The sequence below is a fragment of the Mesorhizobium sp. P3_A8 genome, from assembly GCF_056402995.1.
Map to the genome: position 1 here is coordinate 193,905 of NZ_JBFUGI010000013.1, position 15,303 is coordinate 209,207.

The 15,303-nt window shown below is 63.6% G+C and carries 18 protein-coding genes and 1 riboswitch; of the genes, 10 read left to right on the forward strand and 8 right to left on the reverse strand.

Features of this window, described 5'->3' with window-relative positions; all coding sequences use genetic code 11:
* Window positions 1–75: 75 nt before the first annotated feature.
* Window positions 76–153: riboswitch (SAM riboswitch) on the reverse strand.
* Window positions 154–301: 148 nt separating this feature from the next.
* Window positions 302–1,411: a histidinol-phosphate transaminase gene (gene hisC / locus AC1DX4_RS27735; RefSeq protein ID WP_477223335.1), complete on the forward strand. Its 1,110-nt coding sequence runs from the start codon at window positions 302–304 to the stop codon at window positions 1,409–1,411.
* A gap of 5 nt (window positions 1,412–1,416) precedes the next feature.
* The gene (locus tag AC1DX4_RS27740; protein ID WP_477223336.1) at window positions 1,417–2,352 is read left to right on the forward strand and encodes a prephenate/arogenate dehydrogenase family protein; all 936 of its coding nucleotides are present in this window, start codon (window positions 1,417–1,419) and stop codon (window positions 2,350–2,352) included.
* Between the two features lie 138 nt (window positions 2,353–2,490).
* Here AC1DX4_RS27740 and AC1DX4_RS27745 read toward each other — a convergent pair whose 3' ends face one another.
* The gene (locus tag AC1DX4_RS27745) at window positions 2,491–3,417 is read right to left on the reverse strand and encodes a sugar kinase (RefSeq protein WP_477223337.1); all 927 of its coding nucleotides are present in this window, start codon (window positions 3,415–3,417) and stop codon (window positions 2,491–2,493) included.
* Window positions 3,418–3,424: 7 nt separating this feature from the next.
* Entirely contained in the window at window positions 3,425–4,423 is a 999-nt protein-coding gene (locus AC1DX4_RS27750) for a DUF2125 domain-containing protein (protein WP_477223338.1), read from the reverse strand.
* Window positions 4,424–4,558: 135 nt separating this feature from the next.
* On the opposite strand from AC1DX4_RS27750, the gene AC1DX4_RS27755 reads away from it, so the two are divergent.
* The 3 genes from AC1DX4_RS27755 (at window position 4,559) to AC1DX4_RS27765 (ending at window position 6,870) form a co-directional block, all read left to right on the forward strand.
* Window positions 4,559–5,080 carry a gamma-glutamylcyclotransferase gene (locus AC1DX4_RS27755; protein WP_477223339.1) on the forward strand — a complete coding sequence of 174 codons (522 nt, stop codon included), beginning with the start codon at window positions 4,559–4,561 and terminating at the stop codon, window positions 5,078–5,080.
* Between the two features lie 122 nt (window positions 5,081–5,202).
* Complete coding sequence (locus AC1DX4_RS27760) at window positions 5,203–6,150, forward strand: aldo/keto reductase (protein WP_477223340.1); 948 nt, start codon at window positions 5,203–5,205, stop codon at window positions 6,148–6,150.
* Window positions 6,151–6,243: 93 nt separating this feature from the next.
* Window positions 6,244–6,870, forward strand: coding sequence for a LysE family translocator (locus AC1DX4_RS27765; protein WP_477223341.1), 627 nt, complete (start codon window positions 6,244–6,246; stop codon window positions 6,868–6,870).
* A gap of 18 nt (window positions 6,871–6,888) precedes the next feature.
* On the opposite strand, the gene AC1DX4_RS27770 is transcribed toward AC1DX4_RS27765, so the two are convergent.
* Entirely contained in the window at window positions 6,889–7,677 is a 789-nt protein-coding gene (locus tag AC1DX4_RS27770) for a lysophospholipid acyltransferase family protein (RefSeq protein ID WP_477223342.1), read from the reverse strand.
* A gap of 123 nt (window positions 7,678–7,800) precedes the next feature.
* Entirely contained in the window at window positions 7,801–8,703 is a 903-nt protein-coding gene (locus tag AC1DX4_RS27775; protein ID WP_477223343.1) for a LysR family transcriptional regulator, read from the reverse strand.
* Window positions 8,704–8,821: 118 nt separating this feature from the next.
* On the opposite strand from AC1DX4_RS27775, the gene AC1DX4_RS27780 reads away from it, so the two are divergent.
* On the forward strand, window positions 8,822–9,292 hold the full coding sequence (locus AC1DX4_RS27780; RefSeq protein ID WP_477223344.1) for a nuclear transport factor 2 family protein: 471 nt from the start codon (window positions 8,822–8,824) through the stop codon (window positions 9,290–9,292).
* A gap of 26 nt (window positions 9,293–9,318) precedes the next feature.
* The gene (locus AC1DX4_RS27785) at window positions 9,319–9,951 is read left to right on the forward strand and encodes a pyridoxamine 5'-phosphate oxidase family protein (protein ID WP_477223345.1); all 633 of its coding nucleotides are present in this window, start codon (window positions 9,319–9,321) and stop codon (window positions 9,949–9,951) included.
* A gap of 8 nt (window positions 9,952–9,959) precedes the next feature.
* Here the strand turns inward: AC1DX4_RS27785 and AC1DX4_RS27790 are convergent, their stop codons facing one another.
* The 3 genes from AC1DX4_RS27790 to ftsE all read right to left on the reverse strand — a co-directional run bounded on the left by AC1DX4_RS27790 (window position 9,960) and on the right by ftsE (window position 12,440).
* Complete coding sequence (locus tag AC1DX4_RS27790) at window positions 9,960–10,685, reverse strand: YdcF family protein (RefSeq protein WP_477223346.1); 726 nt, start codon at window positions 10,683–10,685, stop codon at window positions 9,960–9,962.
* A 110-nt stretch (window positions 10,686–10,795) separates the two neighbouring features.
* Window positions 10,796–11,788 (reverse strand): cell division protein FtsX, encoded by a 993-nt coding sequence (locus tag AC1DX4_RS27795; protein WP_477223347.1) that lies wholly within the window; start codon window positions 11,786–11,788, stop codon window positions 10,796–10,798.
* On the reverse strand, window positions 11,781–12,440 hold the full coding sequence (gene ftsE, locus AC1DX4_RS27800) for a cell division ATP-binding protein FtsE (protein ID WP_477223348.1): 660 nt from the start codon (window positions 12,438–12,440) through the stop codon (window positions 11,781–11,783). The genes AC1DX4_RS27795 and ftsE overlap by 8 nt, the downstream gene beginning before the upstream one ends.
* Before the next feature lie 191 nt (window positions 12,441–12,631).
* Here ftsE and AC1DX4_RS27805 point away from each other — a divergent pair, with 191 nt between their 5' ends.
* From AC1DX4_RS27805 to AC1DX4_RS27815, 3 genes are all read left to right on the forward strand, one after another.
* Complete coding sequence (locus AC1DX4_RS27805; RefSeq protein ID WP_477223349.1) at window positions 12,632–13,273, forward strand: hypothetical protein; 642 nt, start codon at window positions 12,632–12,634, stop codon at window positions 13,271–13,273.
* Window positions 13,274–13,296: 23 nt separating this feature from the next.
* A complete protein-coding gene (hpt, locus tag AC1DX4_RS27810; RefSeq protein WP_027031270.1) occupies window positions 13,297–13,839 on the forward strand; it encodes a hypoxanthine phosphoribosyltransferase in 543 nt (180 codons plus the stop codon).
* Window positions 13,840–13,958: 119 nt separating this feature from the next.
* A complete protein-coding gene (locus AC1DX4_RS27815) occupies window positions 13,959–14,330 on the forward strand; it encodes a response regulator (RefSeq protein WP_477223350.1) in 372 nt (123 codons plus the stop codon).
* Here AC1DX4_RS27815 and AC1DX4_RS27820 read toward each other — a convergent pair whose 3' ends face one another.
* On the reverse strand, window positions 14,331–15,278 hold the full coding sequence (locus AC1DX4_RS27820) for a DMT family transporter (protein WP_477223351.1): 948 nt from the start codon (window positions 15,276–15,278) through the stop codon (window positions 14,331–14,333).
* Between the last annotated feature and the right edge of the window lie 25 nt (window positions 15,279–15,303).

The window sequence follows — 15,303 nt, forward strand, 5'->3', positions numbered from 1 at the left end:
AAAAATCGCCGACGATGCGTCCGTCCGGCCGGCCGCGGACAATAAAAAACCGGCATTGCCATTCGCAAAGCCGGTTACGTCACGCAAACGGCCCTTTAGCGAATTGTTTAACGTGGCTGCAAGCCGACCGGCCAAATCACCACGGAACTGTCGCTGTCCTTCTAGAACTCGCCCGCCCTGCCGTCAATGCCGGCATCTGGGCCGGCTGCTGGCACCACTGCCGCCTCTCGACATTGCGGGCCATGGCTTGTATTTCCGCAGCGGCCTCCCGATGGAGGCATTTTCGACGGATTTTGCAGAAATGAACAAGACACTGGATCAGGCACGGCCAACCCCGCGCGCGGGCATCATGGACATCGACGCCTATGTGCCCGGCAAGAGCGCCGCACCCGCCGGTGTCGCCAAGGTCTACAAGCTGTCGTCGAACGAGAACCCGCTCGGTCCGTCACCGAAGGCGATCGAAGCCGCACGTGAGGTTGCCGCCAAACTCGACATCTATCCCGACGGCACCGCCAAACGGCTGCGCGAGGCGATCGCCGAGGTGCACGGCCTCAACGCGCAGAACATCATCTGTTCCAACGGTTCCGATGAGATTCTCGGGCTTTTGGCACAAATCTATCTCGCGCCCGGTGACGAAGCGATTTTCACCGAACATGCCTTCATGGTCTACAAGATTTACATCCAGTCGGCCGGTGCTGCGCCGGTCGCGGTCAAGGAGACTGACGAGCGGGCCAACATCGATGCGATCCTGGCCGCCGTCACGCCGCATACGAAAATCGTGTTCCTGGCCAATCCCAACAATCCGACCGGCACCTATGTGCCGTTCCAGGAGGTGCGCCGCCTGCATGCCGGCCTGCCCAGGCATGTCCTGCTGGTGCTCGACGCGGCCTATGCCGAATATGTCCGCCGCAACGACTATGAAGCCGGCATCGAACTGGTCGGCAGCACGGAGAACGTTGTGATGACCCGCACCTTCTCCAAGATCGGTCTTGGTGGGGCACGGATCGGCTGGATGTATGGTCCGATGCACATCGTCGACGCCATCAACCGCGTGCGCGGTCCCTTCAATGTCAATGCGACGGCAATCGAGGCTGGCATCGCCGCGACCCGCGACCGCGCCCATGTCGAGCGCAGCGTGGCGCACAACGAGACCTGGCTCACCTGGCTGAGCCAGGAGATGACCGGGCTCGGGCTGCGGGTGACGCCCAGCGTCGGCAATTTCCTGCTCATCCATTTTCCCGACGACCGGAAGCATTCGGCGGCGGCGGCCGACGATTACCTGACCGCGCGCGGCTATATCCTACGCCGCGTTTCAGGCTACGGCTTTCCCAACGCGCTGCGCATGACCGTCGGCACCGAAGAAGCCAATCGCGGTGTTATCGCCGCGCTCACGACATTCCTGAAAAGCTGAACGCCATGACATCACCGATGTTTGAAAAGATCGCGCTGGTCGGCATCGGCCTGATCGGCTCGTCGCTGGCCCGCGTCATCCGCCGCGAGGGCCTGGCTGGCCATGTCGCCATCTCAACCCGCAGCGCCGCGACGCTGAAGCGGGCGGAAGAACTCGGGCTGGGCGACAGCTATACGACCGATGCGAAAGAGGCGGTTCGCGACGCCGATCTGGTCATCGTCTCCGTGCCCGTCGGCTCGTCCGGCGCGGTCGCAGAGGAAATCGCACCGGCGCTGAAGAAGGGCGCGATCCTCACCGATGTCGGCTCGACCAAAGCATCGGTGATCGCGCAGATGCAACCGCATGTGCCTGACGGCGTGCATTTCATTCCCGGCCATCCGTTGGCGGGCACGGAAAAATCGGGACCGGATGCCGGCTTCGCCGATCTGTTCGACAATCGCTGGTGCATCTTCACACCGGTGCCGGGCACCGATCCGGAGGCGCTGGAGAGGCTGTCGGAATTCTGGCGCCGCTGCGGCGCCAACATCGACACGATGGATCCGCAGCATCATGACATGACGCTGGCCATCGTCTCGCATTTGCCGCACATCATCGCCTACAACATCGTCGGCACCGCCGACGATTTGCAGTCGGTGACCAAGTCCGAAGTGATCAAATATTCCGCCTCCGGCTTTCGCGATTTCACGCGTCTGGCCGCCTCGGATCCGACCATGTGGCGCGACGTCTGCCTGCACAACAAGGACGCCATCCTCGAAATGCTGGCACGGTTTTCGGAAGACCTGGCGTTCCTGCAGCGCGCGATCCGCTGGGGCGACGGCGACAAGCTGTTCGACCTGTTCACCCGGACCCGCGCCGTGCGCCGCTCGATCATCGAGGCCGGCCAGGACATCGACGTGCCCGACTTTGGCCGTCAGGCGGTCGAGCATCCCAAGGGGAGCTGATATCCAGGTGAGGCCGGCCTGCAAATGGCCGACGGCTGCGCTTCCGGTGCTCACGTACAAAAAGTACGCTCCGCTCCGGTTCTCGGCATCAGCCATTTTCGACTCGGCCTGACCTGAATCTCAACTCCCTTGGCGTTGTTAGGGTGTCGGCCAGATCGCCGAGATCATCGCCAGCGTCTCGGCCCGGTCCGGCGCGCCCAGCCTGCCGCCGAAGCGCTGGCATTTGAGCGCGGCTGCAGCGCTGGCGAAGCGCAAGGCCTGCTCGACCGGCATGGCTTCCGCCAGCCCGACGGCAAAGGCGCCGTGAAAGACGTCACCCGCCGCCAGCGTGTCGACCGCCTTGATTTTGGGCGCTGCGACATGACGGGATGATTGCGCCGCGCGATCGAACCACCAGGTGCCTGCCGCGCCGCCGGTGACCGCGACAAAGGCATCGGTGCGGGAAGCCATGTCGGTGCAAGCGGTCTCCAGATCCTGTGCGTGGCCGCATATGATGCGGATCGCCGGCTCGGAGGCAACAATGTGCGAGGCGAGCGGCAAGAGCTGTTCCAGCACCGCCAGCGGCGCGGTGTCGGCATCGAGAATCGCTGGGCGGCCGGCAGCATGCGCGGCCTTCAGGGCAAGGGCCGCGGCGCCCGGCCAGCGCACATCCACCAGCACGGCATCGAATGCAGTGATGTCCGCGAAAGGCAACGCTTCGGGATCGGCCTGGGCGCGTTTGTCATAGAAAGGCACGATGATGCGCTCGCCATGGGCGTCGACCAGAATCGAGGCCAGTGCCGAGCGGGCGCCGCTGACGCGGCGCACATAGGTGCAATCGACGCCTTCGGCCTCGACCCCGGCAATCAGCTGATCACCGATGGGATCGTCGCCGGCGCTCGCCCACAGCGACACGTCGGCGCCCAGGCGATGCGCGGCGCAGGCAGCACTGGTGGCCATGCCCGAGGCGATCTGGACACCGTCGGAGGCGATGAATTTTCCCTGGTGCGTGGGAAGCGTCTCCACACGCAGGATGGTGTCCAGAGTCAGCGCGCCGACACTGAGGAGCCTCAAGGGTCTTGCCATGGCAGCGCTATTGCACCGGCTTGATCTTGCCGAGCGGAATGAAGCCGAGCGAAGCTCTGCCCTTGACCACTTTCAGCGGCATCGACGGTTCGCTGCCGAGCATGGCGAGTGCGGCAAAACCCTGTTCGATCGCATTCTTCTGCTCGGGTATGGCACCGGCAAGGATAGATGCCACGGACTTCGGATCCTTGATCCGGATCATCAGGTCGGCGTCGACCAGGCCTTCGGCATCGACCGACAGCGGCCCGGAAACGGTAACCCGCGCCGTGCCCGAGGACACATCGAGGTTGCGAATCTCTATCCTTTGGCCGCGCAGGCTTTTCACCTGCGTGCCGATCAGCGCGACACCATTCTTCAGCGTGGCATCGCCGCTGGCATCGAGCGCCGGCAGCACGCGCCCGCCGATCGCATCGGGATCGATCTCGAGATCACCAAAGCTGCCGGCATAGTCGAGATCGCCGCCATTCGGCTGCAACTGGCCAGCGGCCTTGCCAGCGCTGAACAGTTCAACCGGATCGGTGTCGTCAGCCGGATCGGTCTGGCCGGACAGGCCCTCGGCCTGCAGGGATATACGCTGCGGCAGCGGGTACCACAATTTGACGTTGGCCTGCAGATTGTCCCAGTCGATCCACAGCGGCTTCATGCCCGGGACGGAGGTTCTGAGCGGTCCGCGCAGATTGGCAACCGGGGACAGGGGTTGGATGATCTGGGCGACGGCATTGAAGGAGCCGGCCGACGCGGCGATGTTTTTGGCATCGTCCTCGTAAGCGAGGTTGTCGCAGGAGACGGTGAAGTTCAAGGGATAGCCGCTGACCTGGAGATTGGCGCAGCCGGCCTCGATGCCGCTCTTGTTGAGCGTGGCAACCGCCTTGTCGGCTTCAGCCCTGACCCTGTTCTCCAGGTAAAACCAACCACCGCTGTAGATGGCAAACAGCACAACGATGAACGCCACCAGCCAGAACAGGCCGCGGCGGGACTTTGGTTGGCGTTCGTCACTTGACGTCATGCTTTGGCTCTCATTAACGCATGGGTGTTGGTGGACGGAGTTTTGATTCCGACAACAATAGGTAGACAGACACGGACGGAAAAAACACCGATTCGGATGCGGTGTCGGCAATCTTTTGCAATCAGGCGCGGCGATATGGGCGATTTTTGGGTGTTTGGCTATGGATCGCTGATCTGGCGGCCGGGGTTCGCGCATGTCGAGACACAAAGAGCAAGGTTGCACGGCTATCGGCGCTCGCTTTGTGTCTATTCGTTCGTGCACCGCGGCACGCGCCAGCGGCCCGGATTGGTGCTCGGCCTCGACCATGGCGGTTCCTGCGTCGGCCTGGCTTTCCGCGTGCCGGGCGAATTTCGCGACGAGGTCATCGCCTATCTGCGCGAGCGCGAACTCGTCACATCAGTCTATCTCGAGCGCACGCTCAAGGTTCGCCTTGATGGCGGCGGCATGGTCGAAGCCGTAGCCTACATCGTCGACCGCAAGCATGAGCAATATGCCGGCGCGCTGGATGCTGCGCATGCGGCGGCGGTGGTGCGCGGTGCGGTCGGCCAATCCGGCGACAATGAGGATTATGTGCTCAGCACGTTGAAACATCTGGAAGCGCTTGGCATCCGCGACCATTGGCTGGAGGACGTGGCACGGGGGATAGCGCCTTTGTGAAGGCTGGCTCTGCGGAAAAGGCAGCCAGGCCTTTGACCTTGGTGCGGCGAGACCTAGGTTAGGCTCCGAACCCCAGCCAGCGGGCGGCATCCGCCCGGCCCCAATCCTCATGGAGATCCGTCTTGCAGAAACGCCGTCTCGGTCGCACCGACCTTTCCATCGCGCCGCTGGTTCTGGGTGGCAACGTCTTTGGCTGGACCGCCGACGAGAAGACATCTTTCGACCTGCTCGACCGCTTCGTCGGGGCTGGTCTCAACGCGGTCGACACGGCGGACGCCTATTCGCGCTGGGTCCCCGGCCACAAGGGTGGTGAATCCGAAACCATCATCGGCAACTGGATGAAAGACCGTGGCAACCGTGACAAGGTCGTGGTGATCACCAAGGTCGGCTCGGATATGGGGCAGGGCCACAAGGATCTATCCGCTGCCTATATCGAAAAGGCCGTCGACGCGTCGCTGAAGCGACTGCAGATCGACGCTATCGATCTCTATCTGTCGCATTGGCCGGATCCGACCACGCCCTATGAGGAAACGCTCGGCGCCTACGAGAAGCTGCTCGCCAAGGGCAAGGTCCGCCATGTCGGCTGCTCGAACCTCGATGCGGGCCAGTTGCGCGCCGCACTCGACGTGGCGAGCCTGCGCAGCCTGCCGCGCTACGAAGTGCTGCAGCCGGAATACAATCTCTACGACCGCTCCTCCTTCGATGGGCCGCTGCACGATCTGTGTGTGGCCGAGGATATCGGCGTCATCACCTATTTCAGCCTGGCCAAGGGTTTCCTAAGCGGCAAATACCGCAGCGAAGCCGATCTTGGCCAAAGTGAGCGCGGCGGCGGGGTGAAGGACTATCTCAACGCGCGCGGCATGCGCATCCTTGCGGCACTCGACGCGGTGTCGGCGAGGCATTCGGCGAAGCAGGCGGAAGTCGCGCTTGCCTGGGTTATCGCGCGGCCAGGCGTCACCGCACCGATCGCCAGCGCCACCAAGCCGGACCAGATGGATAGTCTGATCAAGGCGGCGTCGCTGAAGTTGACAGCGGACGACATGGCTGAGCTCGACAAGGCGAGCGGCTGAAGCTCCCGGCGGCCGTTCTACGCACGAACGTCCAAGACCACCCCTCCTGTCTTGCCATAGCGTCCTGCGCTCAAGGCAAGACAGAGGGTGGAAATGACTGAACCGCTTCTTTCGCAACCGGAGCTTTGGCGACCGCTGCTCGCCCTGGTGCTTGCCGCCACGGTGGTCATGGGTAGTCCAGGTCCGGCAACGATAAGCGTCACCGCCGTTGGTGCCGCCTTCGGCTTGCGCCACTCGCTGCGCTATACCTCGGGGATCGTTCTTGGCACGATCGCTGTCTTGCTGGTGGTGGCGACCGGGATCATGGCGGTGCTCTGGTCGATGCCGAGGCTGGCGCCGGTGCTGGTTGTCGCATCCGCCGCCTACATCCTCTATCTCGCCTTCAGGATCGCCACGGCGGCGCCGCTGGCGGCACGCGCGTCCGAGGCTTCGCGCCCGACCTGGATGGCCGGTTTTCTCTTGGCTGCCGCCAACCCCAAAGCGTATGTGGCGATCGCCGCCGTGTTCGCCGGCGCCGCTTCCAAACAAGGCGACGCCGGGCTTGGCCTATGGCTGAAGCTGACCGTTCTCGCCATGATGATCGTTGTCATCCATGCCGTATGGCTGCTCGCGGGCGCGGCCTTCGCGCGCTTTCTGCGCCGGCCGGTCACGTCGCGGATCATCAATCTGGTCTTTGCCGCGACGCTGGTGCTGACCACCGCGCTGGCGGTGTTCGGCTGAATGTTGCCTGCCTTCGCTTCAGACCTTCGCGCCAAGTTCCCGCAGCCGCTTCACCGCGGTCGGCGGAAAGGCCGGCGGGTTGGGTGCGCGGGACGCCTCGACGAGCATCTGGTCGCAGGCGGCTTCTGTCTCGCCGATCAGCCGCGCCATGAACTCGTCCTTGCCGAGGCCCGGTGGAATCGGCGGCAGGAAACGCGCCTTGATGGTGCCGGGATAGCGCAGGAATTTGCGGCGCGGCCAATAGAGGCCGGCGACATGAGCAACCGGCACAACCGGAACACCGAGTTGCGAATAGATTTCGACGATGCCGTATTTATAGGCGGGCTCATCGCCCGGCGCCCGGCGCGTGCCCTCGGGATAGATGATCAGCTGGCGTGGGTTGCGCGCCATCTCTTCCTTGGTCGCCGCGACCACCGCCTTCAAGGCCTTGGAACGGCTGCCGCGATGAACCGGGATCATGCGCATCTTCATGATGTACCAGCCGAAGAACGGGATCCAGGTCAGTTCCCGCTTCAAGATGTAGAGCGGGTCCTGGAGGAAGGGGAAGAAAGCGATCGCGTCCCAGAACGACTGGTGCTTGGGCGCCAGGATGAAGGAGCCCTCCGGCAGGTTTTCCTGCCCGGTGATGTCGCTCTTGGTGCCGGCGATCTTGTCGTAGAGCCACATGCAGGTGCGCGACCAGAATTTCGGCACGAACCAGGCGCGGTGGCGCGGCGACAGGAAATAATAGGGGGTCCAGAGGATCATCTGGACGATCAGATTGACGTAGAAGACGAAGTTGAACGCCAGCGATCTGACATAGAGCATGGGGGAGGTCCGGTGAGGAAGTGTGCGTTGGTTACACCAAGCGCGGGGAAAAAGGAAATGGCCGAAGCGTGACCCTGCCGATGCCGAGGCACGGTTCGTTTCTGGGATCAGCCTGCGGCCACGTTACCCCAATCGGGCCAGCCGCTCCTTCAGACGGGGTGCGGCGAAATCGAGGAAGGCACGCAGCTTGACCGGCAGCAGGCCGTGGCCCGCATGCACCAGGCTTACCGGCCACGGCTCCGGCTCGAACTCACGGAGCAGGATGCGCAGCATGCCCGACCGCACCGCGGCATCGACCTGATAGGAAAGCACTTTCGTCAGCCCGACGCCGGCAATCGCGGCATCGATCGCGGCCTCGGCGGTGTTGACCTGAAGCCGCGAGCGGACCTGAACCGTGACTTCCGTCTTGCCCTTGGTGAAGCCCCATGGGGCGGCGGAGGACAGTCCCTCGAAGGTGATGCAATTGTGGGTGCTCAGGTCTTCCGGCGTCGCGGGTATGCCATGTTCGGCCAGATAGGCCGGGCTGGCGCAGACGACGCGGCGGATCGAGCCGACGCCAATGGCGACAAGGCGCGAATCGGGTAACTGGCCGATGCGCAGCGCGAGGTCGAAATGGTCTTCGACCAGCTGGGTGATGCGGTCCGCCAGGGTCAGGCGGATGTCCACGTCGGGATAGGCCGAGAGAAAGCCGGTGATAACCGGCAGCACATGAAGGCGGCCGAAGACAACCGGCGCGGTGATGGCCAGTTCACCGGTCGGAGCGCTGTATTCGCCCGCCGCCGCGCGTTCAGCCTCGCCAACCTCATCGAGGATACGGCGGCAGGCCGCAAGATAAGCCTCGCCGGCATGGGTCGGCGTCAGCCGGCGCGTCGAACGGTTCAGCAGCCTTGTTTTGAGATGACGTTCCAGATCGGAAACCTTGCGGCTGACGGTCGCCAGCGGAATGCCGAAACGGCGGGCCGCGGCGGAAAGGCTGCCGGCCTCCACTGCGGCGACAAAGAGCGACATGGCTTCGAGACGATCCATCACTTCTTCCGGAAAATGGAAGGACTGATTGCAAATATGTCATCTGCATTTCAGGAATGGAAGGCTTTATATGTCGGGTGTGGCCTTGTCTGCAGCATGGCCAGTCAAAGGAGTTCCTATGTCTGAAAGCCGCCCCCCGCTTCCGCCCTTCACCGCCGAGACAGCAGCACAGAAGGCGCGCATGGCCGAGGATGCCTGGAATTCGCGTGATCCGGCGCGGGTCGCACTCGCCTATACGATGGACAGCCGCTGGCGCAACCGCGCCGAATTCCTGCAAGGCCGCGATGCCATCCAGGCTTTCCTGACGCGCAAATGGAGCCGTGAGCTCGACTACCGGCTGATCAAGGAAGTCTGGGCCTTCCACGGCAACCGCATCGCCGTGCGCTTCGCCTATGAATGGCGCGACGACTCGGGCTCCTGGTTCCGCAGCTACGGCAATGAGAACTGGGAGTTCGACGAGCACGGGCTGATGCGCCTGCGCATCGCCAGCATCAACGACCTGCCGATCGGCGAGGCCGACCGCAAATATCACTGGCCGCTCGGGCGCCGCCCGGATGACCACCCAACATTGTCGGAGCTCGGGCTCTAAAACCCGCTCTGGCCCAGGAGGTTTCGATGAACGCGCATGCTTTCACCAGCGACGTCGCCTTCACGCCGACCGTCAAGGCGATCCAGGCGCGTAAGGGTTCGCGGCAGTCTTACGCCCGCGTCGAGGAGCGTGGTGGCTGGCAAGCTGTCATCACGCCGGACCTTGCCGCGTTCATCGAGATGCAGATCAGCGTCTTCCTGTCGACGACCAATGGGGACGGCCAGCCCTATATCCAGCATCGCGGCGGGCCGGCCGGCTTTCTCAAGGTGCTCGACGAAAAGACGATCGGCTTTGCGGATTTTTCCGGCAACAGGCAGTTCATCACGCAAGGCAATCTGGCCGACAATCCACGCGCCTTCCTGTTTTTGATCGACTACATGCTGCGCCAGCGCATCAAGATCTGGGGCACGGCGCGCGTCGTCGAAGGCGATGCCGAGCTGATGGCGAAGCTGATGCCGCAAGATTACAAGGCGCGGCCCGAACAGGTCATCCTGTTCACCGTCTCAGCCTGGGATTCCAACTGCCCCCAACACATCCCGCAGCGCTTCGAAGCGGCTGATGTCGAGGCAGCGCTTGGTGAGCGGGATAAGCGCATTCAGCACCTTGAACAGGAGATTGTGCGTCTCAAGGGAATTTCAGGCGCTGCCGCGAAGGAGTGATACCCGGATCAGCCGCCGGCCGCGGTCTCGGCCAGCGCTATGCCGTCCGGGGTTGGTTTCACCGGCACGATGCCGCGCGCCAGCGCCAGCAGGTATTTGGTGTATTCGGTGAACAGCACACGCAACGCCCGCGGCTTGGTCAGCCAACCACCATTGTCGAGATTGGAATTGACCACTGGATAGGGCTCCAGCTTGGCGCCATGCAGCAGCCGGCCCATTTCCAGCAGGCTGCGTGGCATGTGGTAGTTGTTGGTGACGAGGATCACCGTGYCATAGGCATGGCTTTCGATCCATTTGGCGCTTTCCTCGGCATTGCCGATCGTGTCGAGCGCAGCGCGGTCGATGTCGACGCAGCAGGAAAACAGCTTCTTGTCGCCGCCGGTCGCGGCCTGGAGCTGGCGACGGCTGGCGGAAGGATGCACGCCACTGATCAACAGCCGCTCGCCCTTGCCTGACGCCAGCAGATCCATCGCGGCGTCGAGGCGGGACTGGCCGCCGGTCAGCACGATGATGGCATCGGCCTTGGCCGGATTGGCGGGGGTGGTCAGATGGGCGACCTTACTGGCGAACCAGCCGAAGCCGCCGGCAAACAAGGTTGCGAGAACGAGGAGGGAGAGCGCGGATATCCGCAGAGCGGTCTTTAAACGGCTAATCCCGCCGTGGTCGCGCAAACGAGCAACCACCACTGGCATCTGCCCAGCCGTCCCGGTCGAATCCCGCACGTCCATAGCCATATGGTTAATCCTGAAATGCGGCCTTTGGTAGATAAAAGACGCACTTTGCGTTACGCCGCTTCTCCATTCGTGATCACCCTGCTTCCGCCGCCGCCAAAGCATGCTCCCTTTCATGCGTCTGGTTGGCGAACGTCGATGTCGCTGAGATAGGCGACGACTGTGGCATGAGAGGTTGCCGCCGTCAGCGCGCCGATCACCAGCACCATCAGGACGACGCCGAGATAGCCCATCGAGCCGATGGCGAAATTGCCGAACAAGGCGGTAGCCTGATCGGCCTGAGGCGTCGCCATATTGCGCGACGACCACCAGGAAAAGACGATGAAGACCAGCACCGCTGCTGCGCCGCCGGCGGCCGCGCCCTTCATGCCGGTGACCAGGAAATGCCGGCGGAATTCGCGTGCGATGAAGGCCGCCTCAGCGCCGACGAAATGCAGCACCTCGATGATGTGGCCATTGCCCGCCATGGCGCCGCGGGTCGCGAACACCACGGTCAGCACGGTCGCCGACAGCATCAGCGCCAGCACGGCAATGCCGATGGTCACCGTGGTGCGGGCCATGGCCACCAGCCGGTCGACCCAGGTGCGATGGTCGTCGAGCGATGCGCTCGGCAGTTTTGGCGTGATCGCGGCGCGCATGGCGGCGAAGTCGGGCGGGCTGTTCTCGTCGATGGTGACGATGATCAGGCGCGGCACGGGCAGTTCATCGATGTTGAGACCGGAGCCCAGCCACGGCTCCAAAAGCCTGGCTGTCGCCTCGCGGTCGATGATCCTTGTCGACTTCACGCCGGGGAACTCGCCGGCGATCTGCGAGGCCTGGGCAAGCGCTGCCTCCATGTCGAGGCCGTCGGCCGGCTTCACCTGGATCGTCGCCTCGCGCGAGATCTGGTTCTCCCAGACCGAGGCGGTGTCGCGCACCAGCGTCACCGCGCCGAAGGTCAGGCAGGACAGGAAGGTCATGATGGCGATGACCAGGACCAGGGCGCGGCCGGCGATGTTCTGCGCCGGCACGATCGGCGCCATCCGGCGCTGGGCGCGCGGCTTTGCCTCGGCCACCTCGGCTTCCTGCTCATGCTCTTCGAGATGTTCGGCGGACAGGTCAGTCATAGATGTCCAGCCTTCCACCGGCCAGGATCATGCGGCGCGCGTCGACCTGTTCCATCAGGCCAAGATCGTGGGTGGCGATCACCACGGCGGTACCGAGACGATTGAGCTCGATGAACAGCCTCAGCAGGCGCCGCGCCAGCGGCGGATCGACATTGCCGGTCGGCTCGTCGGCCAGCAGGATCTCCGGCTGCTCGATCAAGGCGCGGGCGATGGCGGCGCGCTGCTTCTCGCCGCCCGACAGGACCGGCGGCAGCACATGCATGCGCTCGCCAAGACCCACCCATTTCAACAGCTCGGTCACGTCGGTGCGGTAGCTCGCTTCCTCGCGCCCGCGTACGCGCAGCGGCAGCGCGACGTTCTCATAGGTGGTCATGTGGTCGAGCAGGCGAAAATCCTGGAACACCACGCCGATGCGGCGCCGCAGATGCGGCAGTTCGGTGCGCGAGATACGGGAGCGGTCCTTGCCGAAAATCGTGATCAGCCCGCGCGTCGGCTTCAGCGACATGAACAAAAGGCGCAGCAAGGTCGTCTTGCCGGCGCCCGAAGGCCCGCTCAGGAACTGGAACGAGCGCTCCGGTATGTGCAGGGTGATGTCGCGGAGGATTTCCGGACCCATGCCATAGCGGAGGCCGACATTTTCGAAGCGAATCAATTTCGACGACCTGAATTTCCTGGCAGCGCAGAGCCTGCCTGTTCTGCGAAAAGACCATCGGCCGGCATGGTTAACCGGCGGTTAATTCCTGGGTTGTTTCGGCGCGTCACGAGGGCTCCGGTGGGGAAGCGTTAACCATTTTTGTTTACGCAAAAGAAACGAAAAGCGAACACGCGCAATAACGGGGCCATATGGCTGACGAACGAACCGCGCGCCCGGTTTCCGGCGAAATCATGACCGATCCACCGGCAATTGCCGTGGCGGACCGGATCGTGCGCCGCCCGGCCGCCGATATCATCGATGCCGACTATGTCGTGTTGCCGCCGCCGGCCCCTTCAGTCGAAAGCGATTCGCCGCTCCCGCGTCCAATCGTTACCCCGTCCATCGAGGGCATGGACATGCTGCGCAAGCCGGAACCACCGGCGGAACGGCCGCCGGCCGCGCGCGGCGGGCCGATCTTCTGGATCGCCGGCATCGGTGCTGCGCTCGCCGCCTTCTGGGTTTCCGGCGGACATGCGCTGGTGCGCCAGGCGCCGTTCCTGTCCGTCGCCCAAGCGTCGGCGCTGACGATTTCAGGCGTCACCTCACATGTCGACGCCTCAGGAGCCAATCCGGTGCTGTTCGTCGATGGCGAGGCTGCCAATGACGGGATAGGGCCAGCGACCCTGCCGCCGCTCGAAATCCGGGTGACTGGCAATGATGGACGCACAACCCGCTATACGTTGGGGACATCCGGCCATTCGCTGGCTTCGGGCGAAAGATTCGGCTTTGCCAGCCGGCTCGACGTGCCTAAGAACGGCGTGAGGACCGTTTTAGTCACTTTCGCGCAATAGGCGATCATCGGGGAAGACCAGCAATGCCCATCGTACGCGACAAGGACATCGAAGTCCTGTTTTCGGCGTCGGCGATCGCGCGCCGCAATCTCGAACTGGCCAAGGAGATCGCCGAGCACGACTATCACGATCTGCTGGTGATTTCGGTGCTGAAGGGCTCGTTCATCTTCGCCGCCGACCTGATCCGCGCCATGCATGATGTCGGCCTGTCGCCAGAGGTCGAGTTCATCTTCATTTCCAGCTACGGCGCCGGCACCACCAGCGGCGAGGTGAGGGTGCTGCGCGACATCGACAACGAGGTCGCCGGCCGCGACGTGCTGCTGATCGACGACATTCTGGAATCCGGCAAGACGCTGACCTTCACCCGCGACCTGATGCTGTCGCGCGGTGCGAAAAGCTGCTCCATCGCCGTGCTGCTCGACAAGCGCATGCGCCGCCAGACCGCGCTCGTCGCCGACTATGTCGGTTTCGACTGCCCCGATTATTTCGTCGTCGGCTACGGCATGGACGTGGCGCACGCCTTTCGCGAACTGCCGTTCGTCGGTGTTGTGAAAGGCGATGCGTGAGGCCAGCGCCTCGCACCGGCAAGTTCTGAAAAAGCCCTTAACGGTGCCGGAAAAATTAGCCTGGTCCGACGCTGGGGGCTTTCAGAAAAAGTCAACTTTTCCCCGCCAAATTGCCGGCCATGGCAAAGCTTTTGATCGTCGAGGACGATGAGTCCGTCCGCACCCTCGCCGCCCGCGCGCTTGAACGCGCCGGCCACGCAATCGATATCGCCGCCGACGGCGCGCAAGGCCTGGCGCTGATACGCGCCGCGCATGGCGGCTACGATCTCGTCGTCTCCGATATCCGCATGCCGGAAATGGACGGCATCGAGATGGCGATCGCGGCGGCGGCGCTTTTCCCGACGATGAAGATCGTGCTGATGACCGGCTATGCCGACCAGCGCGAGCGCGCCGAGGAGTTGAACGGCATCATCCTCGATGTCGTGCAAAAGCCCTTCACGCTGGCTGAAATCCGTTCGCGTGTCGAACGGGCGCTGATCTGCTTCGCCTGATCAGGCTGGATCTCCGGCGGCAACCGCCGGTGCTGTACTCACGCGCCGTCCGATGTTGAGCGCCAGCAGRCCGGCGCCGATGATGAGGGCTGCGCCGATCACGGTCGTCGACCGCGGCACCTCGGCGAAGAACAGAAAACCCCACAGCGGCGACCACAGAATGCCGGTGTATTCGAAGGTGGCGACGCGGTTGGCCGGCGCCAGCCGGTAGCCCTGCGACAGCAGGATCATGCCGGCGGAGGCGACGAAACCGCAGGCAGCCATCTTGAGAAAATCAGGCAGCGTCGGCCATATCCACGGCCGCACCAGGAATTCGATGCTGGGATGGACGGCGTGGGTTATGCCGGCCAAATGGAATGTGCCGGCAACCACGGCGGCGCCGATGAGATAGGCGCCGTTCTGGTAGAAGGCCATCACGGTGGATGATTCGGTGTCGCCGATCTTGCGGGCCATCAGCTGCGAGAAACCGTAGAGGGCTGCCGAGCCCAGCGACAGCAGTGCCGCCCAGTCGAACAGGCCAGCGCCGGGGCGCACCATCACGATAACGCCAAGCATGCCGATCAGCACGGTCGCCAGCGTTTGCCAGGAGACGCGCTCACCAAGATACGGCCCGGCCAGTGCCATGATGAACAGCGGCGCCATAAAGTAGAGCGCAACCGCGTCGGCCAGCGGCAGCGCGGCGATGGCCAGATAGTAGACCGTGTAGGAGGTGAACTGGATGAAAGCGCGGATCGTCAGCAAGCCGAATCGCTTCGACAGAATTGCCGACAGCCCGACATCGGCGTGGACGAGAACGATCAAGATCGGCAAAGCGATGATCGAGCGGATCGCCATCACCTCGGTCACCGGGTAGCCGCTCGACACGGCTTTGACGAGCGGGTCCTGCAGCGAGAACACCAGCACGCCCAGGCACAGGCTCAGGATGCCGCGCACCATCCTATTCTGCATCTGCGTTCCGGCTCCTGTGCATATG

Coding starts and splice junctions, on each gene's coding strand:
- AC1DX4_RS27765 (WP_477223341.1), top strand. CDS start 6,244: ATGACTGAACCGCTTCTTTCGCAACCGGAGCTTTGGCGACCGCTGCTC.
- hisC (WP_477223335.1), top strand. CDS start 302: ATGAACAAGACACTGGATCAGGCACGGCCAACCCCGCGCGCGGGCATC.
- AC1DX4_RS27745 (WP_477223337.1), bottom strand. CDS start 3,417: ATGGCAAGACCCTTGAGGCTCCTCAGTGTCGGCGCGCTGACTCTGGAC.
- AC1DX4_RS27815 (WP_477223350.1), top strand. CDS start 13,959: ATGGCAAAGCTTTTGATCGTCGAGGACGATGAGTCCGTCCGCACCCTC.
- AC1DX4_RS27795 (WP_477223347.1), bottom strand. CDS start 11,788: ATGACTGACCTGTCCGCCGAACATCTCGAAGAGCATGAGCAGGAAGCC.
- hpt (WP_027031270.1), top strand. CDS start 13,297: ATGCCCATCGTACGCGACAAGGACATCGAAGTCCTGTTTTCGGCGTCG.
- AC1DX4_RS27770 (WP_477223342.1), bottom strand. CDS start 7,677: ATGCTCTATGTCAGATCGCTGGCGTTCAACTTCGTCTTCTACGTCAAT.
- AC1DX4_RS27740 (WP_477223336.1), top strand. CDS start 1,417: ATGACATCACCGATGTTTGAAAAGATCGCGCTGGTCGGCATCGGCCTG.
- AC1DX4_RS27755 (WP_477223339.1), top strand. CDS start 4,559: ATGGGCGATTTTTGGGTGTTTGGCTATGGATCGCTGATCTGGCGGCCG.
- AC1DX4_RS27780 (WP_477223344.1), top strand. CDS start 8,822: ATGTCTGAAAGCCGCCCCCCGCTTCCGCCCTTCACCGCCGAGACAGCA.
- AC1DX4_RS27750 (WP_477223338.1), bottom strand. CDS start 4,423: ATGACGTCAAGTGACGAACGCCAACCAAAGTCCCGCCGCGGCCTGTTC.
- AC1DX4_RS27775 (WP_477223343.1), bottom strand. CDS start 8,703: ATGGATCGTCTCGAAGCCATGTCGCTCTTTGTCGCCGCAGTGGAGGCC.
- AC1DX4_RS27785 (WP_477223345.1), top strand. CDS start 9,319: ATGAACGCGCATGCTTTCACCAGCGACGTCGCCTTCACGCCGACCGTC.
- AC1DX4_RS27805 (WP_477223349.1), top strand. CDS start 12,632: ATGGCTGACGAACGAACCGCGCGCCCGGTTTCCGGCGAAATCATGACC.